Consider the following 23,222-nt stretch of genomic DNA (forward strand, 5'->3'; position numbering starts at 1 on the left):
CACCAAACCTAGTGCGCTGCGGTGGCGGCTCGGGCGATGTCGTCAAGGTCTTGACTGATCATCCGTTTCGTTATCGCAGCGCCCAGGTAGCCGAGAGTATTGCTCACTAGCTTTCGAAGCCCATGCAACTCCGGCAACTCAGCGGAAAACGTATAAACCACGTCCGTTCCGCCGTTCACCTCCGTGAGGTGAATTTCGGATACGTAGCGAACCCCGCCGTCCTCCGATGTGATGACAATGCGCCCAGGAACCTCCATCGCCGACACCCACATCTCTTCAGTGGCTTCTTTGCCTAGAAGTTTGCGGGTTTCTCGCCATCGCATCCCGACTCGAAAACTACCCTCTGTTAACCGCTCCACCCTGGTGACAGAGCTCAGAATTTGCGGCGAGTGGTCGAGATCGGTGATGACACGCCACACATTTCCAATCGGTGAATTTACAAACTTTTCGACCTCGACAATGTTGCGCACCAACTGGTCCCTTCGCGCTTGGAGTAACACTGTCTACGCTACTTCGAATAGACGTGTACTGGTGGGACACCAGGCCGGATTACTAACGCGGTTCGTTGAGATGGAAAGGACACTGCTGTGCGCCTCAGCCAATTCATCAGCAGATCGTTAGAGAATCTCGCTGAGCCCCGCGAGGGATTCAACCCCGAACTGCCGTGGTTTCTGACTGAGGATGAACGCGATAATCCCGACACCACGATGCGACTCTGGTCAACAGGCAACGCCGTAACACCACTCGTTGATGGCCGCACATACTTTGCACGCTTGGCCGACGCTTTAGCAGCCGCCGCTGAAGGTGACATCGTTTTCTTCACCGACTGGCGCGGTGACCCCGAACAGCTACTCACCGACGACGGCATCACTGTCGTGGAGGCACTCGTGGCAGCCGCCGAACGCGGCGCCTTAGTACGTGGGCTCATGTGGCGATCACACCCCGAAACATTCGGGTTCGCCGGTGCAAAAAACCGTGAACTAGCGGACAAGATCGGCGCCGTCGACGGCGAAATAGTTCTTGACCAACGTGTGCTCAACCTGGGCAGTCATCATCAAAAATTCTTCGTCATCCGCTACAGCAACCCAGATATTGACGATGTGGCGTTCGTTGGTGGTATCGATATCGCCAGAAGTCGAAGAGATGATAGTTCTCATGTGGGTGACCCACTGAGCAGGCCGTTTCCGCCCGAATATGGGCCACGCCCACCGTGGCACGACATTCAGGTGGAAATCCGTGGCCCCGCCGTACGCGATGTGGAAGAAACATTCCGCGAACGCTGGAACGACCCGGCTGCGCCCTCACGACTGCCATGGCAATCGATTCCAGACATGCTCCACCCCCGCATTCCTTTTGTCCCAAGCGAACTTCCTGCGCCAACGCCCGAGCCTCCTGCCCTGGGAACGTGCGACGTTCAACTGTTGCGCACCTATCCCAGCCGACGCCCCACGTATCCTTTTGCTAAACGAGGTGAGCGAAGCGTGGCCCGGGCCTACGCAAAAGCACTCCACCGGGCGCGGCGACTCGTGTACATCGAGGATCAGTATCTGTGGTCCCTCGACGTGGCGCGCGTATTCGCGCATGCGCTGCGCACCTCCCCTGACTTGCACATCGTTGTCGTGGTGCCGCGATACCTCGACGATGACAGTCCCGTCACCATCCCGTCCGCACTACTCGGGCACGCAGAGGCGCTTAACGAATTACAGACAGCCGGACCCGACCGGGTGGCGGTGTATGACATCGAGAACTCCGAGTCGACACCTATCTACGTTCATGCCAAGGCCTGCATCATTGATGACGTGTGGGCGACCGTGGGCAGTGACAACTTCAATCGCCGGTCCTGGACCCACGACTCAGAACTCACGGCGGCCATCGTTGACAACCGCGAAGACCCCCGCGAACCGCTCGACCCTGCCGGGCTAGGCGACAAAGCGCGCGTGTTCGCCCGAGACCTGCGCCTCCAATTGGCCGCCGAACACCTTGACCGCCAGCCCGACGACGTTGATGATCTGCTCGACCCCCTACGTTTTTTCAACGTACTTCACGACAGTGCACGCGAGCTCGAACAGTGGCACCAACGGGGGGAACTCGGGCAACGCCCACCCGGCAGGCTGCGCCCTCATTCGATAGATCCGTCGCCGTCGTGGCAACGCACACTTGCATCGCCGATGTACCGGCGAATTGTGGACCCAGATGGTCGGCCCATGCGTATGCGCCTAACGCGGCGGTTTTGAGCCTCAGCACGCGCTTTACAGAAGCAGCGCCACGCCCAGGCAAATAACTGCACCAATCGCAAGACCCATTCGAATGACATTAAAGCGACACCACGGAACTTCAAACCGTTCACGCGCAGCTGACAAGTGCGCACTGTCATCGACATCAACCGCAGCGAACTCCACGTTCAGCGGAATATTCCGCACACCCGTAAGCGCGAGAACTCCCCCATACAAAACCAGTGCAGCCACCGTGAAAGCAATGACACTGGCATGGCCGTTGACAACGGCTATCAATGCAGATGCCGCGATTAAAACACCTGCCCCGATGTACACCGACAGGAACCACGGGTTAAGGATCGTGGTGTTGATCCGTTGCATCATGTCCACAAAGTCGCGGTCAGGGACTGTGCGCAATGCGGGCATTATTGCCACCGCAAATCCGAAAAATAGGCCCGCCACGAGGCCCGCAGTCACAGCACTAGCCACCAAAGTTATCGCCATGAGGATCTCAAGCATCAGCAATCGCCTCCTGCACTCATTGTCTCATTTGGCGAATTATTGGCAGCCAGAAAACACCGCGCACCGCACCCTCTTGGGGTGTAAAACCCGAGGATTTGGGGCGAAAGGCACAACCAACTATGGCGATCAAAAACCCCAGGTGCCCGCCACGAGCGAGGTTTTCATCCCCGTGTCGTGTTCCGCTGCCGTAACATGGTGCCCGCCGTTCGCACGAGAACTCAGAATGTCGGCCATGCAGTGAAAGCGGGAAGAGAGCAACCATGAGCGCCCAAAAGCCCACCATCATTTACACGCTGACAGACGAGGCGCCTCTGCTTGCGACAGCCGCGTTTCTCCCTGTAGTGCGGACATTCGCCGAGTCAGCGGGGATTGCAGTTGAAACGAGTGACATCTCTGTTGCTGCCCGAGTGCTCGCTGAATTCTCTGACTATCTTGATGAGGATCAGCGCCTGCCCGACAACCTTGCTGAACTTGGTCGGCTAACGCAGCTACCCGAAACAAACATTCTTAAGTTGCCCAACATTAGTGCGTCTGTGCCGCAGCTTCTGACTGTGATCAAGGAGCTTCAAGGAAAAGGCTACGCAGTCCCGGACTACCCACAGGACTTGAAAACGGACGAAGACAAAGAAATCCGCGACCGTTACTCCAAGTGCCTAGGCAGCGCGGTAAACCCTGTGCTGCGTGAAGGAAACTCCGACCGCCGCGCCCCCAAGGCGGTGAAAGAGTATGTGCGCAAGCATCCGCACAGCATGGGTGAGTGGTCGATGGCGTCGCGCTCCCACGTCGCACATATGAAGCACGGCGACTTTTACCACGGTGAGAAGTCAATGACGTTGGACCGCGCTCGTGACGTCAAGATGGAGCTCGTGACCGACAGCGGGCAAACAATCGTGCTCAAGCCGAAGGTCTCCCTCGGCGAAGGCGACGTGATCGACAGCATGTTCATGAGCAAGAAGGCTCTCGTTGAGTTTTACGAAGAGCAAATGGAGGACGCACGCAAGACCGGCGTCATGCTGTCGCTGCATGTCAAGGCAACAATGATGAAAGTTTCGCATCCGATCGTCTTCGGCCACGCGGTCCGGGTCTTCTACAAGGAAGCCTTTGCGAAGCACCAGGAGCTTTTCGACGAGCTTGGCGTGAACGTCAACAATGGACTTGGGGATCTGTACGACAAGATTGAGTCGCTGCCCAGTTCGCAGCGCGACGAGATCATTAAAGACCTGCACGACTGCCACGAGCACCGTCCGGAACTGGCGATGGTCGACTCGGCCCGAGGTATTTCAAACTTCCATTCGCCAAGCGACGTCATTGTCGACGCTTCAATGCCAGCGATGATCCGTTCTGGCGGCAAAATGTATGGTGCCGACGGGCGAACGAAGGACACCAAGGCTGTGATGCCGGAGTCAACATTCGCCCGCATCTACCAGGAGATCATCAACTTCTGTAAGACCAACGGCGCTTTTGACCCAACCACCATGGGAACTGTGCCCAACGTCGGATTGATGGCTCAAAAAGCTGAAGAGTACGGCAGCCACGACAAGACCTTCGAAGTGCCGGAAGACGGCGATGCCAACATCGTCGATCTCGAAACCGGAGAGGTGCTGCTGACGCAGCGTGTAGAAGCCGACGACATCTGGCGGATGTGCACTGTAAAGGACGCGCCCATTCGAGATTGGGTGAAGCTCGCCGTTACCCGGGCCCGCGATTCGGGCATGCCCGTGTTGTTCTGGTTGGATCGCTACCGCCCACACGAGAACGAGCTCATCAAAAAGGTCCAGACGTACCTGAAGGACCACGACACCACTGGACTCGACATCCAGATCATGTCGCAGGTGCGGTCGATGCGCTACACGCTCGAACGCGCGATGCGCGGTCTAGACACCATCGCCGCTACCGGCAACATTCTGCGCGACTACCTCACCGACTTGTTCCCGATCCTGGAATTGGGCACAAGCGCCAAGATGTTGTCCATCGTGCCGTTGATGGCCGGTGGAGGTCTGTACGAAACAGGTGCGGGCGGTTCGGCACCGAAGCACGTGAAGCAACTGGTGGAAGAAAACCACCTGCGCTGGGATTCCCTTGGGGAGTTCCTCGCGCTGGCCGTCAGCCTGGAAGACCTGGGTCGCAAGACAGGCAACAAACAGGCGGTCATTCTTGCTACGGCGTTAGATGCGGCGACCGGAAAGTTGTTGGAGAACAATAAGAACCCCTCGCGACGGACCGGCGAACTGGATAACCGAGGCAGTCAGTTCTACCTTGCGCTCTATTGGGCGCAGGAACTCGCCGCACAGACCGAGGACGAGGACTTGCGTGCCCGCTTTGCCCCGCTGGCAAAAGCACTAGCCGAGAACGAGGAAGCCATCGTCAGGGAACTCGCCGAGGTGCAAGGTTCGCAGGTCGACATTGGCGGCTACTACCTGCCAGACAGTGAGAAACTCGCATCGGTGATGCGCCCGAGCAAGACGTTCAACACCACACTGGAGTCCGCAAAGGCCTGATACCGGCCAGCCGCGATCGTGAGCTCTGTGGGCAGTTAGCCGCGGTTCATAACCGATAGGCAGTATTGTTTTCACATGCCCAACGATCGGCTTCTTAAGGCCGCCAATACTCTGCACAAAGCTCTGCTCAAAGCCACGGGTGGACGCATCGGCAGCAGTATTGGCGGCATGCCCGTTCTTGAACTCATTACGGTCGGCCGCAAGTCTGGCCAGGAGCGTCGATCGATGCTCACTGCCCCCATCCACGACAACGGCGAATACGTTATCGTCGCCTCGCGCGGTGGCGACCCGATGCATCCAGCGTGGTACCACAATTTAGTGGCACAACCCGACGTCGACATCATTGTCGACGGCACGCGGATGCAGATGCGAGCCCGCACCACTACGGGTGACGAACGCACTGAACTATGGTCCCGGATCGTGAAAGCTTTTCGCGGCTACGCCGACTACCAGAAGCGCACAACCCGCGAAATACCCGTGGTGGTCCTTACACCGCGCTAAAACACGAGGATGAATCGCTCGATTACCCTTGGGGCGCCGGACCTGTCGTAGGCAAACCCCGCGTACACGCCTGGTTGCACTTGGCGTATTTCATCCCGCACGAAGCCGAGCGGCCCACCCGCATAGTCGATGACGATGGTGGGTCTGCCGTCCATGAATGATGTCCCGACGTAAACCGACGCTGGGAAAACTTCAGCGCCCAGAACCCGGTTCGACACCGTGCCTGATCCGAATGTTTTGCCGTGCCACACCAACTCGGCGACCGGGTTGTCGCGCACAAACCCTTGCGCGACAGCATTGACGGGGACGGGGCCGGGCGACAGCGAGCGATAGAGCGCATCATATTCTGCTTGACTGCAACTGAAACGAAGATCGTTGACCGTCGCCGCGGCGTTGCTGGCGCTCACCCCACAGGTGGGGCTCACCCGTGGCTGCGCACTCACTGTGCCCGCATTGATCGTCCCCGCTCCCACAGCGACGAGCGCGGCGATCGCAACAGTTGCCATTTGTCGAACAATCTTGCCACCCATGGGTCCCCTACCTTCGCGTGACGGAGTTGCCCCCCCAACCCTACTCTTTGTGATCTAGAACACACATCAACTTGATCGTAGCTGGTGCAGGAGACCCTCAATCGTCAGCACGTGCCGCCCAAATCAGACCGAGTGTTAGTCACGTGAAACGCATGGTCAAAGTCGGATCGCAACACGACCTCCTGGCCCTGTTCGTCCACTGAGCACGGGGACGTACGGCCCCTGAGGCCTTCGACCTGAAGACAGTCCGCTGCGCTCGCTACGCGCACCACACCCTGGGAATCAGTGGCGTCAGTGAAGCGAAGCGCGCTACCACCGGTGCAGGAGGCTAATGTCAACTGCTTGCCCACGACTGGCGCACCAGTGTCGGAGTTCACCAGCCGAAACACTCCATCAACCAACTCTGCTTGCGGGTCGTTGAACAGAAGGTCAATCGTGACGCGGGACCCTGCAGTGAGAGCGGTTCCGAGATAGCTCGTCGGCACTGGACTACTGGAGATTGGGGTTTCAATGAGACCAAACCCGTAGCAGCCTGGGGGCAGTTCAGCCAGAACGGCTGTCCCATCAGTTTCTGTTACCGGAATCCCGGATGTCGGAAGTTGAAACTGTGCAGGACCAGTCGCTTCGCAGTGGTTCGACGGAACCACATTGACGGCCACCCCGACGACTGGTGAACCTGAAGTCGTTTGTGCTGAAAAGACAAATGTGCCGTGTGTTGCCTCTGGTTCAACCTCCCCTGGCGCCGTCCCAGGGGTCGGCTGCGGGGATTCCGGCTGCGGGGATTCCGGCTGCGGGGATACTGGTTCACCAGGCTCGAGCGCTTCCGAAGCTTCATCAACAACCGACGGCGAAGGAGCTTCGGACGCCGCTCGTTGTGGGTTGTCGGCACCACATCCGATTGCCAATAAAATCGGAAACGATGCTGCGGTTGCGGCAATTCTGCGTAGCTGCACAAAAATCCTTCCAAGAGCCACCATTAAGTGTATGCGTACGATTTATATTTCGGATTCCAAGATCACGCCGTTACCCGCCGACTTTGACTGTTGCCGAGCCGAGTCGCAAGCGAGACCAAGTTGATACTCACCATCATTGAGACCTCCCCATCAACAACTCAGGTACCCGCCGGATCATCGCGGTAGCCTCACTCCGTGACGCTTTCTGTGGATCTGGCTCTCGATCACATTGCTCGGACCCCTAGGACGGCCGTGGACGCGCCTGGGATGCAGGCAGCGACAGCACTCATCATCACGGAACAAACCGAACCCCGAGTTCTTCTCATTCGCAGAGCCGTCCGTGATGGCGATAGGTGGTCGGGGCATGCCGCATTGCCTGGAGGAAAAGTAGAACCATCCGATGGCACCAGAATCGATACCGCACGCCGGGAGGCCGCAGAAGAAACTGGGATTACCGGCCTTTCCGCCGTGGGCGCGATGGATGACATCAAGGGATGGTTTCGCACAGGTGTCGTCACTCCGGTGGTGTTCACCGTTGCACAGCCACAGGCTCTCGTCATCGATCAACGCGAGGTAGCCGAAGCCGACTGGGTTCCACTTCAATGGTGTGCCAGTCGGCAGTTTCGCGCCCGCTACCCGTATCCCCTCATCGGGCCGTGGAGTTCGTGGGCCATTCCGTTTGGCACCCACGGCGAACAGCTGGTCGTATGGGGCTTGACGTACAGGATCCTTTCGAACTTCATCGCACTGTGCCGATAGCGATGACTTAGCAAAATTGCCCGGTACGGTGGAGTCATGGCGCCGTCAGCACCCTGGGAAGACCCTTGGGACGATCAGGACCTCGACACCGACGACAACGAGAAACCCCGAACGGGAACTCGGTGGACCACGGTTGTCGCCTGGATCGCGATCGCGGCGATGGTACTCATGCCGATGATGTCGCTATTGAACTTGTATCGCGCTGAACCACTTCTCGTGATCGCTGCGATCTCACTGGTGGGTGCGGCAATATACCTGGTCAGCACCCGTAGTGGTGATCTCATCGCACGGATTAACGAGCGATTCAAGCGATAGGACGTCAACTTCACTGGGCTACGATGCAGGGCGCTGAGACGTCCAATGTGACGAAGCTCGCACACTTCCGTCGGCTCGACTTTGCGGGTCCACTGGGCTGATTTTTCCACATTTCCCATTGCGTTGACGTGCCGTTTTGTTACCCACTCGTGTTGTTAGGTTCGGCTGACCTTAAGCTCCATTACGGGCACGGCTGACTGATTTTGGACAAAATCGCGGTTGCCGTCTACCAAACAAACGATTCGTTCTTTATAGTCACTTCTACGAGCTGCTGAGACATCGGGGTCCAGCACAACGACACCATGAGGGTGGATGTATGACTACTACGGTGAACGACGAGGGGACGGCCGCGACCGTCTCCACCAACGACGAAGTTCTTGAGCGCTGGCGAGATAAGAAGAAATACCTCTGGCCGCTATCGCTCCTACCAGCATTGGTCACCTTTATCGCGTGGGGTCTTGTTGAACTCACCGGTAACGGAATCTTCTGGTGGTCAGGCCCAGTCCTCGTATTCGTCCTCATTCCTATCCTCGATGTTCTCATCGGCGATGACGGCCAAAATGCGCCCGATGAGTTCATGGACGAACTCGAAAACGATCCGTTCTACCGCTGGGTCACCTACCTCTACATTCCCCTCCAGTACGCAGGCCTCGCCGTCGCGGTAGCAATGTGGGCCACCGGCACACTGAGCATTCTTGAAAGCATCGGTCTTGCTGTCACCGTCGCCATGACATCCGGCATCGGCATCACCGTTGCCCACGAGCTCGGCCACAAGAAGCAAGAACACGAGCGCTGGCTCTCCCGCATCGTGCTCGCGCAATCCTTCTACGGGCACTTCTTCATCGAGCACAACCGCGGCCACCACGTCCGTGTTGCCACCCCTGAGGATCCTGCATCGTCACGATTCGGCGAAAACTTCTACCAGTTCCTCCCCCGCACCGTTAAAGGTTCGCTGACTTCTGCTTGGGAGCTGGAGAAGAAGCGTTTCGAGCGCCTCGGCCAGTCGCACTGGACGCTGAAGAACGATGTTCTCAACGCCTGGTTGATGTCGGTTGTGCTGTTCGGTGGCATCCTTGTCGGCCTACAGGCCCTGAGCTTCGCTGGTGTTCTCACCAACTACAGCATCTGGAATGTTGTTCCTTACCTGATCATCCAGGGTGTTATCGGCTTCGGTCTGCTTGAGATCGTCAACTACCTCGAGCACTACGGCCTGAAGCGCCAGAAGCTCGAAAGCGGCCGCTACGAACGCTGCAGCCCGCAACACTCATGGAACAGCGACCGCATTGTCACCAACCTTGCGTTGTACCAGTTGCAGCGCCATAGCGACCACCACGCTAACCCAACCCGTCGCTACCAGACGCTGCGCACGTTCGATGAGTCACCACAATTCCCAGGTGGATACGCCACCATGATCGTCATCGCCGCGATCCCACCACTGTGGCGCAAGGTCATGGACCACCGCGTACTCGACCACTACGACGGTGACATCACCAAGGCCAACATCTACCCGCCCAAGCGCGACAAAATCCTCGCCAAGTACGGGCAAACCAGTTAGAAACCACCCGGGGTCAGGCAACCGCTCACTGACCCTGTCCCGATAACAGGGTTAGGGAAACGGAAGCCAGATTCGGGAAGCTATGGCCCGCAGGTAAATACCTGCGGGCCATACTCGTGTCTACACATGAACTGCACGCAAAATGGACATTACTTACGCGCCGCATACAAGTTAGTGCGCACAATGTCCGACAAATCTGGAATGCTTGGGTGCTGTGAAGCAATCCGACGTAGCACCAGTTTATCGCGCAGTTATGCGCCTTTCGGCCCCCGTCGTCAAGCATTGGGGACAACTCGAAGTTGTCGGCGAGGAGCACCTCCCGCTCGACGGCCCTGTACTACTTATTGCCAACCACGACAGCTACTGGGATCCGGTGACATTCGGAACAGCTCTGATAGGCCGTCGCCAGGTTCGTGCCCTCGCCAAGTCGACCTTGTGGAAGTACCGGCCCGTTGCGTGGGTTGTTACCCGAATGGGCCAGATCCCACTCCACCGCGACAAGAGTGATGCGGGAGCGTTGGCGTCGGCGATTGAGGAACTCAAGGGTGGCGCTTGTATCGGCATTTTCCCGGAGGGAACCATCTCGCGGGGCGCTCCGATGCGTGCGCGCAGCGGTGTCGGCCGACTAGCGCAAGCGGTTCCTGAGGCAAAAGTTGTACTCGCGGCGGTGACTGGAAGCGTAGATATCGTCCGCTTCCCCAAGCGGCCCTCCATTCGAATTGAGCTGTTCGAGCCCAAGGATGGGCAGATGAAGCCTGACGAGTCTCCTGCCGATTTCTCGAACCGAATTATGGCGGAGATCCGTGAGCGCGCTCCGTTTGCGTTGCCTGGTCGGAAGAAAACGGCCACCAAGTACCGCACGCGAATCGAAGCCGGGTTGCCACCCAAAGAGCCCAAAGCGAAGCGCAGCTAAGAAGTTATTGGCCTAGCTGGCGCTTCATCTGCGCCAGTTTCGCCTCTAGCTGACGGTTTCGTTCTTCGAGTGCGAGTATGTACGCCACCCCCGCTAGGTTCACCCCGTCGGAGATAAGGTCGGTGATACGCGCAAGGACCGTGAGGTCCTCGTCGCTGTAACGCCGCGTGCCGCCGGAGGTGCGCCTCGGGGTGAGTAAACCTACCCGCTCGTAGTGGCGCAGCATTTGCACCCCAACCCCCGACAATTCTGCGGCAACAGATATTGCGTACACGCCGCGGCGGGAATCGAATGGGTTGTTGCTTGTCATTGTCACCTCCAATGTTTCGCACAATACATCTTGCCGTCTGGGCAGGACAGTGCTACAACATCTATAAGAGAGATTAACAGGTTTTCTCATCGTCTCTCTATCAACATTGGTGAGTGTATGGAGGTGGAAAAGATGCTCATGCGCACAGACCCATTCCGTGAACTTGACCGCCTAACACAGCAAGTTCTCGGCACATCGAACCGACCAGCCGTCATGCCAATGGACGCCTGGCGCGATGGCGACAAGTTCGTCATCGAGTTCGATCTCCCCGGTGTGACGACAGATTCAGTCAACCTCGACATCGAACGCAACGTACTGACCGTCCACGCCGAACGCCCAGACCGAAACGACGACCGCGAAATGCTCGCCTCGGAACGGCCACGTGGCGTCTTCAGCCGTCAACTATTCCTCGGCGACAACCTCGATACCGGCGCTATTGAGGCCCACTATGACAGCGGAGTTCTTCGGGTCACGATCCCCGTCGCGGAGAAGGCAAAGCCGCGCAAGATCGAGATCACCAACTCCAAGGCAGGCGCGCAGGCCATCGACGCCTAGCCGGTTCCCGAGCTAGGAGTCCTACAACGAGGCCCTGCTAGGCACACAACACCTAGCGGGGCCTCTGCAGTTTCATCAACGCAGTTACCGCATCACCACCAGGGCATCACCAGCCAGCACCTGCGTCCCAGCTCCGATTACCACTTGGTCGATTACCCCATCCTTTGGTGCCGTAATAACTGTTTCCATCTTCATCGCTTCCAACGCGAGCAGAACGTCTCCTTTGCTCACTGTGTCGCCTGCGGTGACGCTGACTTTCCACACGTTCGCCACAAAAGGCGCCTCGACGAGGGTGCCGCCATCAGGTACCGCGATGGCATCGGTGGGCGGTGCGGCTGGCTCGGCGTCCTGCCGGTCGAACTCGCCAGACGCTTCCCAAGCTGCCCGTTCAGCACCGAACGCCGCGTGCTGCTGCGCCCTAAAATCCGCGATAGGGTCAGCGTTCGCCGCGAGGAACTCCCGGTATTCAGCGAGGGAGAACTCGCCGTCGGTGATATCCGGCTCAAATCGTCCCGCCGCCATATCGGCTCGCATCTCCAAAAGCTCGTCCGGTGATACCGGGTACCAAGAGATCCGGTCAAAGAACCTAAGCAACCAAGGTGTTTCCGCGTGCCTCTGCCAGATCTGAGTGGTGCGTCCAACAAACTGGTAGCCACCGGGGCCCTCCATCCCGTAGACACACATGTACGCGCCACCGATCCCGACGGCATTTTCCGGTGTCCAGGTGCGCGCCGGATTGTATTTGGTGGTGACGAGTCTGTGCCGCGGATCCAGCGGTGTGGCAACGGGCGCCCCAAGGTAGACGTCACCGAGCCCGAGGACGAGGTATTCGGCATCGAATACGGTTTCAAACACTTGGTCTACCGTGTCAAGGCCATTGATTCGGCGTATGAACTCAATGTTCCACGGGCACCACGGCGCATCGGATCGCACACCAGACATGTACCGTTCGATGGCTTCCCTCGTCGCTGGGTCATCCCAGGAGAGCGGCAACCGCACTGTTCTGCTGGGGACCACTAGCTCAGACGCGGCAGGAATGTCCTCCTCGAACTGCTGAAGCAACTCCACCAGCGTCGCTACAGGTAGCACGTCGGGGTCCACGTGCACTTGCAGAGACCTGATACCCGGAGTGAGGTCCACGATCCCGTCGATAGCGGCAGATTCGACCTTGGCATGAAGGGCATGGATGCGGGCGCGGAGTTCAAGATCGAGCGTGATGTCGCCATACTCGACGAGCACATTGTCGTTACCGGTTCGCCGGTACGTCAGTGAAGGCAAATCGCCCCGGTCGGGTTGATGCAGCAACACACCGTCGTCACCATCCCCACCAGTTGGTGGCATGATCCAGCGCGTTGAGTTCAAAGGCTTAGCGGTTGCCGCGGAATCACTCCGAACTGGAACAAAGCGCACCGTGTCACCCGGACGTAGTTGGCCGAGCTTCCAGCGTTGTCCCGCCACCACCGTGACGGGGCACACGAACCCGCCCAGGCTAGGTCCGTCTGGGCCAAGCAAAATCGGGGTATCACCCGTGAAATCTAAGGACCCAATGGAGTACGCGTTGTCGTGAATGTTTGACGGGTGCAGTCCCGCTTCTCCCCCGTCGGTACGGGCCCACTGCGGTCTGGGCCCGACTAGCCGGACGCCGGTGCGCGCGGAATTGAAGTGCACCTCATACGGGGTACCGTACAGCGCTTCCATGTCTGCACGAGTGAAAAATTCGGGTGCGCCGTGAGGACCCTCCGTGACGGCGAGTTCCCACTGGTGCGTGAACTCGGGCCGCTCCGATATTGGTTCGCCATCCACCTCCGGTGATTCGGGCTGTAACGCGCGCAGTACGTCTCCACTTCGAAGGGCGCGCCCGCCATGACCACCAAACTGGCCGAGGGTGAACGTGGAGGCACTCCCAAGGTATTCGGGAATGTCGAGTCCGCCATCGAAGAGGATGTAGGTGCGCAGGCCTGCGTCGTCCGCTGTTCCGACGTCAAGTACGCCACCGGCCGGGACCGCCACGGGCTGCCACATCGGTACCTCGACCCCGTTCACTGCGACAGTGGAATCCGCGCCTGTGACGCACACGGTGGTGGCATGGGTGAACCGCAAAGCTGGACCGCCGACAGTGCATTCCAAGCCCGGCGCCCCCTCCTGGTTTCCCAGGGCCTTATTGCCGAGCCTGAACGACAAGTCGTCCATCGGCCCACTCGGGGGCACACCTACCTGCCACAAACCGGTTCGGCCCGGATAGTCCTGCACGGTCGTTTGCATCCCGGGGCGTTCCACCACAATGCGCGGTTCCTCGTCGGCGACATCGGCCAAGGTCGCGGTGGAGTGTTCTGCAGCCAGAACGGTCGGGACGCCTGTGATGGCGCGGAGCAAACCGAGGTTCGTTTCGATTCCATCAACCCTGGTGTCGACGAGTGCGGCACGAAGTTTGCTGAACGTCTCAGCTCGGGTTGGGGACGAAACGATAATTTTGGCGAGCATTGGATCGTAGGCAGTGGAGACTTCTGTGCCCGTTTCTACCCAGGTGTCCACACGCGCACCCTGCGGCAGCACCACTTGGGTTAAACGCCCCGCAGATGGCAAGAAATTACGGGTGGGATCCTCGGCGTAGACGCGGGCTTCAATCGCATGACCCGTCACTGGCACCGCGTCCGGGTAATCACCCATCCCATCGCCCCGCGCAAGTTCAAGCATCAATCGCACAAGGTCAACACCGGTCACCTCTTCGGTGACGGGATGCTCGACCTGAAGCCGCGAGTTGACCTCAAGAAACGATGCCTCTTGCCGTTCCGCGTCGTACACAAACTCGACCGTGCCTGCGCTGCGGTAATTGACTGACTCAGCCAACGCGCGGGAGGTGTCATGCAGTTGCTTCCGAAGATCGTCGGGCAGCGTCGGCGCGGGTGCTTCTTCGACCACTTTCTGATTTCGGCGTTGCAGGGAGCAGTCGCGGTCGCCGAGAGTGATCACACGACCGTTGCCGTCCCCAAAAATCTGCACCTCAATATGGCGTGCGTTTTGCACATAGCGCTCAGCAAACACACCAGTTGCGGAGAAGCTTTGAGACGCAAGCCGCGCGACCGTCTCGTACGCATCAATGAGTTCGGCGTCGTTCCAGCACACCTGCATTCCGATCCCGCCGCCACCACCGGTGGCCTTAAGCATCAGTGGGTAGCCGATGCCTGCGGCGATGACTTCCTCAGGGCTTGAGACCAACCCTGTGCCGGCGATCATGGGAACCCCCGCTGCGTGGGCTGCGTCGCGTGCGGTGTGTTTGGTTCCGAAAATCCGCAACTGCTGCGGCGTAGGGCCGACAAACGCCATACCTTCGGCTTCGACCCGCTCCGCGAAGTCGGCATCCTCGGACAGAAACCCGTAGCCCGGGTGAATTGCGTCCGCCCCGGATTTGCGTGCGGCAGCGAGGATTGCCTCCACGTTCAAGTAGGACTCACGCGGCGGGGTCGGCCCTATATGTATTGCTTCATCGGCTTGGCGAACATGGGCTGAACCACGATCGGCGTCGGAAAACACAGCGACCGTTCGTATTCCCATTTCGCGGGCGGTGCGGATGATCCGACATGCGATTTCGCCTCGGTTGGCGATCAGTAGCGTCTTCATTTTCGCGTCACCACCATGCGTACTGGCGTGGGGTTGAACCCGTTGCATGGGTTGTTGATTTGTGGGCAGTTGGACACCAGGACCAGGGTGTCGATTTCAGCACGGATAGACACCTGCTTGCCTGGTCCGGAGATGCCGTCGACGATGCCCAGTGTTCCGTCAGGATCGACGGGCACGTTCATGAACCAGTTGATGTTGGACACCATGTCACGTTTGCCTAGACCCCATTTGGCGCCTTCGATCAAAAAGTTTTCGACGCACGCGTGCTGGTGTTTAGTGTGGTGCCCGTAGCGCAATGTGTTGGATTCTTGGGAGCACGCACCGCCCAGAGTGTCGTGGCGTCCGCAGTTGTCGTCCACAATCGTCATCAGTGCATCGCCGGTGTTGGCACGCAAAACACTGCCTTTGGTGAGGTACGCGTTGCCCTGTGCCGCAATGGTTTCTGGTGCGCAGTAGCGAACAGTGTGGTCTTTTGCCGAGTAGAGGATGCAGTCGACCGCCTGGTTTCCCTCAAGGTCAATGATGGTGAGGGTGTCGCCAGCTTTGACGACAGTTGACCAAGGGGCGAGTGCGGAGACGGTTTCGTCGAGAACAAGTGTCATGGTGGCTCCTTGTCAGGGGGCGGCTGGTCAGAGTGCGCCGCGGGCGGCGAGATAGTCGTTGGTGTTGGCTACTGCGCGCAGATACTCGGGGTCGGTGTTGGGTAGGTGGTCAAGGTCCTCGGGGGCGGGCCATGCCAAAATTTCGACGCCTGTGGTGGCGAATACGGGAGACGGGTCAAGACGGTGCGCGGTGTTGGCGAGCAACACGATCGCGGGCATGTGCAGCAGGAGGTCAACTGATGTTCCGGGGCCTGCTGTGCCGTCGCTGTGGAGAGTGCCATCTTCGTCGACGCGGATGCCGTGGAAAAACGACACCGATGGGGGTAGATCCCGCACAGTCAGACCATGTTTGGCGGCGGCGACGGTGAAGAGTTCGAAGCCAGCAGGGGTCGCGGAGTGGACTTCCCCTTGGCCGTATTTCGCGGTATTTGACGCCAGTGTTGTTGTACCGCACAGGAGGTCGTGCCGCCCCGACGTGTCCGCCACGACGGTGGCGATAATTCTGCCTTGGTCGGTCAGTAGTGGGTGGCCTCCACTGAGATAGGCCTGCCACGGAACTTTGACTGAATCTGCCGCGTTCAGTCGTTCCCATGGCTGGTCGGCGTTAAAAAGGAGCAGGTGGGCACAGGCATCGCCGTGTACGTCAGTGATGCGGATTCGAGTGCCGCGTGCGACAAGTTTCGATGTATATCGGCCGCCCGCGAGGGTTTCGGCCCACATCAGACGTTGCGCTGGTACGCCGTGGGGCGGAGTGGGCCAAGCCGAGGCGGGGACAGTCGGCATGGATTCACTGTGGGTTCCAGCTTGGGCTCGTGCGTGTTCGCGGGCCGCTTTTGTGGTCGCGGTGGCTGCAGTCATGACGTGTCCTCCATCGGCAATATCTGTCAGTTGACAGTTTTTACCATCATGCAAGCCCTGTGGTGTCAAAAAAGTAAATGAATGTTTCGGCCATGTTGCGCCACATTCACTTTGGCAAATGTCAACAAATCACCGGCGGTCCGTAACTAAGGGTTTACGTCGCCGAAACCACACTCCGCGAATCGCGTCGTAAGTTTCTGTCAACCGATAGGTACCGATTTGTCGCGCTTCCTCGCACCACCCCGACAGCTTCACACCCACCCGATTTGAGGCAACCATGATCATCACAGGCGTAGCCCTTTGCGTGCTCGCACTGCTCATCACCGGTGTGTATGCCGCGCGCCGAGTCCACGGCAGCAGCAACAACTACCTACTCGCAGGCCGTACACTCGCCATCCCCATCGTCGCGATCCTGCTCGCCTCCCAAGCGGTTGACTCCAACGGCATCCTTGGCAACACCGACCTCGCTGCATCGTTCGGATTTTGGGCCGGAGCAGCACTTCCCGTCGGCCTCGCACTATGCCTCATCATCGCCGGAATCTTCTTCGCCAAACCCATGCGCGAATACCGCATCGTCACGCTCCCCGACTTTTTCGAACGCCGATTCGGGCGCAGCATCGAACTCCCAGCATCAATCCTCACCGTCACCGCATTCGGCATCCTTGTCGCGGGAAACCTCGTTGCCCTCGGATTCCTACTCGAACACTTCGCCGGAATCCCCTACACCGTCGCCATCCTCATCGCCGTGCCGATCGTCATCAGCTACACCATCGCCGGTGGCATGTTCTCCAGCGCCTACATCGGCATCGCCATGATCACCATCAACTTCTTCGGCATGCTCGCACTGTTCGGGTGGATGGTCGCAAACTACGGCCTCAGCTCCCCCGACGGCTTCAGCGCATTCGCCCTGTCCCAACTCACTGACCCGGCAGAAGGCGCCGTCATTAACTGGGCGACCATCGTCGCACTCGCACTCGGCAACCTCGTCGCAATTGACCTCATGCAACGAATCTTCTCCGCCCGCTGCCCTCGTACCGCTCAGAAAGCCTGCTTCGGCGGCGCCGCCCTCATCCTCATCATCTGTATCCCGTTCTCACTCGTCGCGCTCACCGCAGTGTCTGTCCTTGGCGACTCGGCAGGATCAGGCCCAGTGCTGTACACACTGCTCGGCGAGTACGCACCCCCCATCCTTGCCGTAGTCGTGTTGTCCGGCATTGTTACCGCGTCGCTCACTACCGCAAGCGGTGTGTTGCTTTCCTGCGCAGCGGTCATCACCCGCAATATATTTAGGCTCGGCCAGCAAGAATCACTCGAATCTTCGGGCGCCATGACCGCCACCCGCATCGCCATGATCCCGATGGCACTGCTCGGCGCGTTTGTTGCACTGCGTATCCCGCAAACCGGAATTTTGCTCACTCTCACATTCGATCTACTGCTAGCCGGACTTGTCGTGCCATTCATCCTCGGGCTGTACTGGAAATCTCGCGGAACCGTGTCCGCCGCGATGGCCGCGATCATTGCCGGGGTATCCGTGCGCGTCACCTTGTTTGCGCTCACGCCCACCATCTACGGGATGGACAACACATTGCTATACATCCCGAACAGCATCTTTGACGAAGCGATGGATGGGTGGGCAACCTTCATCGCCGCCGCAATTTCACTCGCCGCCTACGTTGCGGTGGCCATGATGACCAAGCCAGTCCACGTCGCCATCCCAGCCCCACCCGCAACTCCAGCGCCAGTCCTTCGCCAGCCCGAACCAGTTCACGTTTAGTCGCCGCTCCGGCATCGTTGAGTTGAGCCTGCAAAGATAGAGGTGTGACAACTCAAGGTGCCGGACGGCCACGCCTCACTGACCGCAAACGACCCGGCGAGACCGCACGCGAGGAAATTCTCGATGCGGCAGCCGAACTTTTCACCACCCGCGGTTACGCGTCCACGTCGACACGCAAGATCGCAGACGCAGTCGGCATCCGGCAAGCGACGTTGTACCACTACTTCAAAACCAAAGACGACATCCTCGATGCTCTGTTGAGCACGACAGTGACACCCACACTAGAAGTTGCCCGCCGGATCCTAGATAGCGACGCAACCCCGGCAGCTCGCTTGCATGCCGTTGTGACATTCGACGGTGTGCAGTTGTGGACTGGCCGCTGGAATATCGGAGTCTTGTATCTGCTACCCGAACTCCGAACTGAACGGTTTCTGCCTTTCGTGCGAGCACGCGAAACTTTGCGGGCCACATACCGAGAACTAGCCGCGGCAGTACTGGCGGAGCTTGCTGCAGCGGGTACACAACATTTGCCTGATTCCGAGGAAGACATTCCTTTGCGCCTAGTGGAGACGCTGGTGAACCTGCGGTGGGATGGAATTGGACGTGAAGATGAGCCTCAGCGAACTGCTGACGCGGCAATCCGCGCGTTGGGGTGGACGGGCGACTGGGAGGCGATGCGTTCGCAGTCTTCGGCGCTTCTTGCGCAGAAGGAATGACGAGTTCACATCACGGAAATAAACCCACTGCATAATATCTATCATCCGACAGAAAGGCGGGATGATGACCGCGGTGGAACGAGTCAAACGCGCATACGCACGAATTGCAGAAGCAAACAGGCCAGAGGCCTGGATTCACCTACGCCCCATACGCGATGCGATAGCAGACGCCGAAGCAGTAGACACGAACCTGCCGTTGGCCGGAACCGTATTTGCCGTCAAAGACAACATCGACGTCGCTGGGATTCCCACCACCGCCGCAAGCCCGTCATACTCCTACATACCCACCCGAACCGCCACCTCAGTGCAACGCCTCCTCGACGCAGGCGCAGTGCTACTCGGCAAAACCAACCTCGACCAGTTCGCCACCGGCCTCGTCGGCACCCGCAGCCCCTACGGCGCATGCCGCAACGCGCATAATCGAAACCTCATCTCCGGCGGATCAAGCTCAGGATCCGCAGTCGTAGTCGCCCTTGGAATCGCAGACTTCGCGCTCGGCACCGACACAGCCGGATCCGGACGAGTGCCCGCAGCGCTCAACGGCATCGTCGGCATGAAAGCCACCATCGGTCTCGTGCCCGTCGACGGCGTTGTGCCCGCCTGCCCCTCATTCGATTGCGTCACCGCATTCGCCCCCACCGTGCCAGACGTGGTGAAAGTAATGCGACTCATGACCGGCGCTAGCGCAGACGATCCAGGTTCACGCGCCTGGCCGTCATCAATCCGCCTCGGCGCTCCGCCCACCCCACGAGTAGCAATACCCACCGAGGCCAACCTCGCTGTGCTCACACCACAAGCCCGGCAACGGTTCTCCGAAGCCAAAGCCGTCCTGGAAACTCGCGGTGTTGAGATAGCCGAACTCGATATCACCGACTTCCTAGACGCTGCGAAACTTCTCTACGACGGAGCACTCGTGGCAGAACGCTGCGCATCCTTCGGCGCACACATCAACGAACCCGACACCGACCCCACCGTCCACACCATCACCCTCAAAGCCGGTTCCATCACCGCACACGCACTAGTGCGCGACCAGCAGAAAATCCGCGCGCTGCGCACCCACACCCGCAGGCTCATGGATGGCTTCGACGCGCTCCTCGTACCCACCGCACCCGAACACCCCACCATCGCTGAAGTGCAAGCCGATCCCATCGGCGTCAACTCCACAATGGGCACCTTCACCAACTTCATGAACCTGCTCGACATGGCGGGCATCGCGGTTCCCGCAGGCACGCTAGACACAGGGCTATTTGGCGTCACCCTGGTTACGCGCGCATTCGACGACCAAGTGGGCGTAGACCTCGCCGCACTTTTGACGGATAGCATCCCTGGGCTGTACCCGGACGTTGGACTCGACATCGCAGTATTCGGTGCCCACATGCGTGGATTCCCACTTAACCATCAACTCATCGATTGCGGCGGCCGCTTCATACGCGAAATCGCGACCAGCACCAACTACGCAATGTACGCACTACCTGGTGAAATCCCAAAGCCCGCCGTCATCCGCAACACCAACGGCGTGAGCCTCGCCGGCGAACTATGGGCACTACCGCCCGCCGGGCTAGGCACGTTCCTCGCTGCACTTCCCCGTCCGATGTCCCTCGGAAAAGTGGAACTCGCCGACGGGCAATGGGTCACCGGATTTGGCTGCAGCGAACCCGACGGAGACGACATCTCGCACTACGGTGGATGGCGAGCATTCAAAGCCGCAACGAGTTAACTGGCGACGGCTCACCCATTAAATCGGCTCGGCGGCCCCCAGTAGCCGCCTCCGGTGGCGGCCTCCCGGCGGCTCAGAACAAACTGCCCGTTCGGCTTTGCCTCCGACTCGGCGGCTGCGGCTGGGGCTGAGGTTCCGGGTTTGGCTGGGGTTGGGGCTGAGGTTCCGGGTTCGGTTGGGGCGTAGCTGTATCCATATAGGCTTGCGCCGAGTTTCGGATCTGAACTAGGTAAGGGTATGCGCGATCTCCGGGGCACGCGGTCCGACCAACATCACGATGTCCGAAGACGATCGGCAAAGTAATCGCGGCACCGCGGGGCAGGAACGTATAACTCGTTCCCTCGGAATACATAACCGTCTTGCCGTTTGGGGTGAGCTTGGGCTGGGAACCTGCGGGGTTTAGTTTGTTCGCGACGGATAGGCGCCACCCTGTCAGTTGCGAAATCGCTTCCCGCTGTGCGGAAGTTGGCGTTATGGTTTGGAAATTGCCAAGCATGGCAAATCCCGCTGTATTGACGTTGAATCCGCCCGTATGTGCGCCCTGGATTGGGCGTTCCATTCCGCCAAATCGACCCTCGTAGATGTTGCCAAACTTGTCGACGAGCGCGTGATACCCAACGTCTCCCCACCCGAGCGTACGAGCGTGGTAGGCATAGATGCCACGGACGATCGCGGGTGCCTGCGCTTCTGTGTAGTCATTGCTGCCTGCGGTGTGGTGTATGACCACACCTCCCAAGCTGTCATTCACCGTCAGGGTGCGTCGCCTAATTGATTCATCTGCGCCCCACTGCTTGCGACTAATAATGCGTGGTTTCGCAACCGTCCCGGCAATGTCCTTTACGCCGTCGCTGCGGGATGCTGTGGGCTCGACTGGCATCGTACTTGGACGTACTAGCACGGCTGTGAGGTCACTAGGCCCACCGTCACTTATATCGGTGACGCGCTTGCCGTGTACTTGCAGCTGTATAGCTGTGCATTCGCCTACATACAGGACCTCTGTGGCGTTTCTCGAGCTTTCGCCGAAAGGCTCACCCGCCGATTCGATCCCGTGCCCGTCCTCAAAGTCGAACCACGGGCCCCATTCGCCGTCTAGACCGCGCGCTCTGACGTGCGCATCGAGGGTCCCGTCGCCAGTCCACGTGATTCCCAGCATGCTGAATGGGCTGTCTTGGGTTACGTCGAACACACGAGTGCTTTGGCCGAGGCTGCGAATATCGGTGAGGCGCACCGACGGCTGCACGGTTGTTAAGGGAACCTCAGAGATCGTTGTGCCATCGGTCAGTGTCTCGGAAATTGTCCCTACCGCACGGGCTTCCTCCGGTGAACGTGACGCACTCGCGACAGATCGACTCAGCAGAGCCACCGGGAACGCCGCCGTCACAGCGGCAGCTCCTGCGATTACATGCCTGCGCGAAACTTGCTTCACGAAACCTCCTAGATGCCCAAACGGAGACTGCGGGAGTGACTTTGCCTCTCGCTGTCCGTCCACTAACGCTAGGGCTGCAAGACGGTCATAACGGCCACGAGGCCATCTCTATTGCGCATCATTCACCGCTATCGAATTTGAAACTTCGTCAGCTGAATCCTGTTGGAATCCTTGACCCCAAAGCTTTTTATCCGGTAACCGGCGTTTTGAGTTCGGCACACCGTATTTGTGATTTTTACGTGACAGTCGCCCGGCCTGCCATCCCCCCTTGTGAGTTCGCCCGTGGCGCCTGCTGCTTCAGCGGCAACCCAAAGGGCGCGGCTAACGCTTGGAATCGCGCAAAAACGACTCCCCGCCAAGACTTGATTGATTCCAGAAAATGGGGAAGACTGTGGACGTGCACGCGACACCAAACTTTGAGCAAATGCTGCGAGAGGCGTCACTCCGTGTGACAACTCCCCGCATCGCCGTGCTCAAGGCGGTGCACACCCATCCCCACTCGGACACCGACACCATCATCAACACAGTTCGACAATCCGTTGGGTCCGTCTCCCATCAAGCCGTATACGACGTCCTACGTGCCCTCACAACCGTAGGTCTCCTACGCCGAATCCAACCAACAGGTTCGCTAGCTCGCTACGAAACCCGCGTCGGCGACAATCACCACCATGTAGTGTGCCGATCATGCGGAGCAATCGAAGACGTCGACTGCGCGACTGGTGATGCTCCCTGTCTGGATACCTTCGATGATCACGGTTACGAAATAGACGAAGCCGAGGTCACGTACTGGGGCACATGCCCCACTTGCTTGGCCTCACATAATTCCAAACGCACTCTCTGATAACCGGAAGGATTACCGTGTCTGACAGCCCAGATGCCGTTGTTGA

At 59.0% G+C, this 23,222-nt stretch carries 21 protein-coding genes; 12 read left to right on the forward strand and 9 right to left on the reverse strand.

The window, feature by feature from the left end; translation table 11 throughout:
- Positions 1-8 precede the first annotated feature (8 nt).
- A complete protein-coding gene (locus tag IEW73_RS03865) occupies positions 9-470 on the reverse strand; it encodes an SRPBCC family protein (RefSeq protein ID WP_229675718.1) in 462 nt (153 codons plus the stop codon).
- A gap of 117 nt (positions 471-587) precedes the next feature.
- Between IEW73_RS03865 and IEW73_RS03870 the strand changes: the two genes are divergently transcribed.
- A complete protein-coding gene (locus tag IEW73_RS03870; protein ID WP_206050414.1) occupies positions 588-2,234 on the forward strand; it encodes a phospholipase D family protein in 1,647 nt (548 codons plus the stop codon).
- Between the two features lie 15 nt (positions 2,235-2,249).
- Here the strand turns inward: IEW73_RS03870 and IEW73_RS03875 are convergent, their stop codons facing one another.
- Entirely contained in the window at positions 2,250-2,732 is a 483-nt protein-coding gene (locus tag IEW73_RS03875; protein ID WP_188670855.1) for an anthrone oxygenase family protein, read from the reverse strand.
- Positions 2,733-2,995: 263 nt separating this feature from the next.
- Between IEW73_RS03875 and IEW73_RS03880 the strand changes: the two genes are divergently transcribed.
- Entirely contained in the window at positions 2,996-5,233 is a 2,238-nt protein-coding gene (locus IEW73_RS03880) for an NADP-dependent isocitrate dehydrogenase (protein ID WP_188670857.1), read from the forward strand.
- 75 nt (positions 5,234-5,308) lie between these two features.
- Positions 5,309-5,734 (forward strand): nitroreductase/quinone reductase family protein, encoded by a 426-nt coding sequence (locus IEW73_RS03885; protein ID WP_188670859.1) that lies wholly within the window; start codon positions 5,309-5,311, stop codon positions 5,732-5,734.
- Here IEW73_RS03885 and IEW73_RS03890 read toward each other — a convergent pair.
- Together IEW73_RS03890 and IEW73_RS03895 are read right to left on the reverse strand one after the other, a co-directional pair.
- Positions 5,731-6,264 (reverse strand): hypothetical protein, encoded by a 534-nt coding sequence (locus IEW73_RS03890; RefSeq protein WP_188670861.1) that lies wholly within the window; start codon positions 6,262-6,264, stop codon positions 5,731-5,733. The genes IEW73_RS03885 and IEW73_RS03890 overlap by 4 nt on opposite strands.
- A 104-nt stretch (positions 6,265-6,368) precedes the next feature.
- A complete protein-coding gene (locus IEW73_RS03895) occupies positions 6,369-7,217 on the reverse strand; it encodes a hypothetical protein (RefSeq protein ID WP_188670863.1) in 849 nt (282 codons plus the stop codon).
- A 195-nt stretch (positions 7,218-7,412) separates the two neighbouring features.
- On the opposite strand from IEW73_RS03895, the gene IEW73_RS03900 reads away from it, so the two are divergent.
- The 4 genes from IEW73_RS03900 to IEW73_RS03915 all read left to right on the forward strand — a co-directional run bounded on the left by IEW73_RS03900 (position 7,413) and on the right by IEW73_RS03915 (position 10,759).
- A complete protein-coding gene (locus IEW73_RS03900; protein WP_229675720.1) occupies positions 7,413-7,976 on the forward strand; it encodes an NUDIX hydrolase in 564 nt (187 codons plus the stop codon).
- Between the two features lie 36 nt (positions 7,977-8,012).
- Positions 8,013-8,291 carry a hypothetical protein gene (locus tag IEW73_RS03905; protein ID WP_188670865.1) on the forward strand — a complete coding sequence of 93 codons (279 nt, stop codon included), beginning with the start codon at positions 8,013-8,015 and terminating at the stop codon, positions 8,289-8,291.
- 316 nt (positions 8,292-8,607) lie between these two features.
- On the forward strand, positions 8,608-9,846 hold the full coding sequence (locus IEW73_RS03910) for an alkane 1-monooxygenase (protein WP_188670867.1): 1,239 nt from the start codon (positions 8,608-8,610) through the stop codon (positions 9,844-9,846).
- A 214-nt stretch (positions 9,847-10,060) separates the two neighbouring features.
- Positions 10,061-10,759 carry a lysophospholipid acyltransferase family protein gene (locus IEW73_RS03915; protein WP_188670869.1) on the forward strand — a complete coding sequence of 233 codons (699 nt, stop codon included), beginning with the start codon at positions 10,061-10,063 and terminating at the stop codon, positions 10,757-10,759.
- A 4-nt stretch (positions 10,760-10,763) separates the two neighbouring features.
- Here IEW73_RS03915 and IEW73_RS03920 read toward each other — a convergent pair whose 3' ends face one another.
- The gene (locus IEW73_RS03920; protein WP_188670871.1) at positions 10,764-11,069 is read right to left on the reverse strand and encodes a MerR family transcriptional regulator; all 306 of its coding nucleotides are present in this window, start codon (positions 11,067-11,069) and stop codon (positions 10,764-10,766) included.
- Positions 11,070-11,201: 132 nt separating this feature from the next.
- Between IEW73_RS03920 and IEW73_RS03925 the strand changes: the two genes are divergently transcribed.
- Positions 11,202-11,624 carry an Hsp20/alpha crystallin family protein gene (locus IEW73_RS03925; RefSeq protein WP_188672847.1) on the forward strand — a complete coding sequence of 141 codons (423 nt, stop codon included), beginning with the start codon at positions 11,202-11,204 and terminating at the stop codon, positions 11,622-11,624.
- An 84-nt stretch (positions 11,625-11,708) separates the two neighbouring features.
- Here IEW73_RS03925 and uca read toward each other — a convergent pair whose 3' ends face one another.
- From uca to IEW73_RS03940, 3 genes are read right to left on the reverse strand one after another with little or no spacing between them, the layout of a single operon-like run.
- Positions 11,709-15,242, reverse strand: coding sequence for an urea carboxylase (gene uca, locus IEW73_RS03930; RefSeq protein ID WP_188670873.1), 3,534 nt, complete (start codon positions 15,240-15,242; stop codon positions 11,709-11,711).
- Complete coding sequence (locus IEW73_RS03935; protein ID WP_188670876.1) at positions 15,239-15,844, reverse strand: urea amidolyase associated protein UAAP2; 606 nt, start codon at positions 15,842-15,844, stop codon at positions 15,239-15,241. Before IEW73_RS03935 ends, uca begins: the two co-directional genes overlap by 4 nt.
- A gap of 27 nt (positions 15,845-15,871) precedes the next feature.
- A complete protein-coding gene (locus IEW73_RS03940) occupies positions 15,872-16,702 on the reverse strand; it encodes an urea amidolyase associated protein UAAP1 (protein WP_188670877.1) in 831 nt (276 codons plus the stop codon).
- Positions 16,703-16,979: 277 nt separating this feature from the next.
- Here IEW73_RS03940 and IEW73_RS03945 point away from each other — a divergent pair, with 277 nt between their 5' ends.
- From IEW73_RS03945 to atzF, 3 genes are all read left to right on the forward strand, one after another.
- Complete coding sequence (locus tag IEW73_RS03945; protein WP_188670879.1) at positions 16,980-18,476, forward strand: high affinity choline transporter 1; 1,497 nt, start codon at positions 16,980-16,982, stop codon at positions 18,474-18,476.
- A gap of 44 nt (positions 18,477-18,520) precedes the next feature.
- The gene (locus IEW73_RS03950) at positions 18,521-19,192 is read left to right on the forward strand and encodes a TetR/AcrR family transcriptional regulator (protein WP_188670881.1); all 672 of its coding nucleotides are present in this window, start codon (positions 18,521-18,523) and stop codon (positions 19,190-19,192) included.
- Between the two features lie 64 nt (positions 19,193-19,256).
- Positions 19,257-20,909, forward strand: a complete 1,653-nt coding sequence (gene atzF / locus IEW73_RS03955) for an allophanate hydrolase (RefSeq protein WP_206050413.1) — start codon at positions 19,257-19,259, stop codon at positions 20,907-20,909.
- Between the two features lie 73 nt (positions 20,910-20,982).
- Here the strand turns inward: atzF and IEW73_RS03960 are convergent, their stop codons facing one another.
- Entirely contained in the window at positions 20,983-22,335 is a 1,353-nt protein-coding gene (locus IEW73_RS03960; protein WP_188670885.1) for a peptidoglycan recognition protein family protein, read from the reverse strand.
- A 424-nt stretch (positions 22,336-22,759) separates the two neighbouring features.
- Between IEW73_RS03960 and IEW73_RS03965 the strand changes: the two genes are divergently transcribed.
- Positions 22,760-23,176 (forward strand): Fur family transcriptional regulator, encoded by a 417-nt coding sequence (locus tag IEW73_RS03965; RefSeq protein WP_188672848.1) that lies wholly within the window; start codon positions 22,760-22,762, stop codon positions 23,174-23,176.
- Positions 23,177-23,222: the final 46 nt, after the last annotated feature.

The organism is Hoyosella rhizosphaerae (genome assembly GCF_014643175.1).
GTDB lineage: Bacteria > Actinomycetota > Actinomycetes > Mycobacteriales > Mycobacteriaceae > Lolliginicoccus > Lolliginicoccus rhizosphaerae.

What these genes read in the sequence shown, in the direction of transcription:
- IEW73_RS03875 (WP_188670855.1), bottom strand. Translation starts at nt 2,732, where the DNA reads ATGCTTGAGATCCTCATGGCGATAACTTTGGTGGCTAGTGCTGTGACT.
- IEW73_RS03880 (WP_188670857.1), top strand. Translation starts at nt 2,996, where the DNA reads ATGAGCGCCCAAAAGCCCACCATCATTTACACGCTGACAGACGAGGCG.
- IEW73_RS03885 (WP_188670859.1), top strand. Translation starts at nt 5,309, where the DNA reads ATGCCCAACGATCGGCTTCTTAAGGCCGCCAATACTCTGCACAAAGCT.
- IEW73_RS03890 (WP_188670861.1), bottom strand. Translation starts at nt 6,264, where the DNA reads ATGGGTGGCAAGATTGTTCGACAAATGGCAACTGTTGCGATCGCCGCG.
- IEW73_RS03905 (WP_188670865.1), top strand. Translation starts at nt 8,013, where the DNA reads ATGGCGCCGTCAGCACCCTGGGAAGACCCTTGGGACGATCAGGACCTC.
- IEW73_RS03910 (WP_188670867.1), top strand. Translation starts at nt 8,608, where the DNA reads ATGACTACTACGGTGAACGACGAGGGGACGGCCGCGACCGTCTCCACC.
- IEW73_RS03920 (WP_188670871.1), bottom strand. Translation starts at nt 11,069, where the DNA reads ATGACAAGCAACAACCCATTCGATTCCCGCCGCGGCGTGTACGCAATA.
- IEW73_RS03925 (WP_188672847.1), top strand. Translation starts at nt 11,202, where the DNA reads ATGCTCATGCGCACAGACCCATTCCGTGAACTTGACCGCCTAACACAG.
- uca (WP_188670873.1), bottom strand. Translation starts at nt 15,242, where the DNA reads ATGAAGACGCTACTGATCGCCAACCGAGGCGAAATCGCATGTCGGATC.
- IEW73_RS03935 (WP_188670876.1), bottom strand. Translation starts at nt 15,844, where the DNA reads ATGACACTTGTTCTCGACGAAACCGTCTCCGCACTCGCCCCTTGGTCA.
- IEW73_RS03940 (WP_188670877.1), bottom strand. Translation starts at nt 16,702, where the DNA reads ATGACTGCAGCCACCGCGACCACAAAAGCGGCCCGCGAACACGCACGA.
- IEW73_RS03945 (WP_188670879.1), top strand. Translation starts at nt 16,980, where the DNA reads ATGATCATCACAGGCGTAGCCCTTTGCGTGCTCGCACTGCTCATCACC.
- atzF (WP_206050413.1), top strand. Translation starts at nt 19,257, where the DNA reads ATGACCGCGGTGGAACGAGTCAAACGCGCATACGCACGAATTGCAGAA.
- IEW73_RS03965 (WP_188672848.1), top strand. Translation starts at nt 22,760, where the DNA reads ATGCTGCGAGAGGCGTCACTCCGTGTGACAACTCCCCGCATCGCCGTG.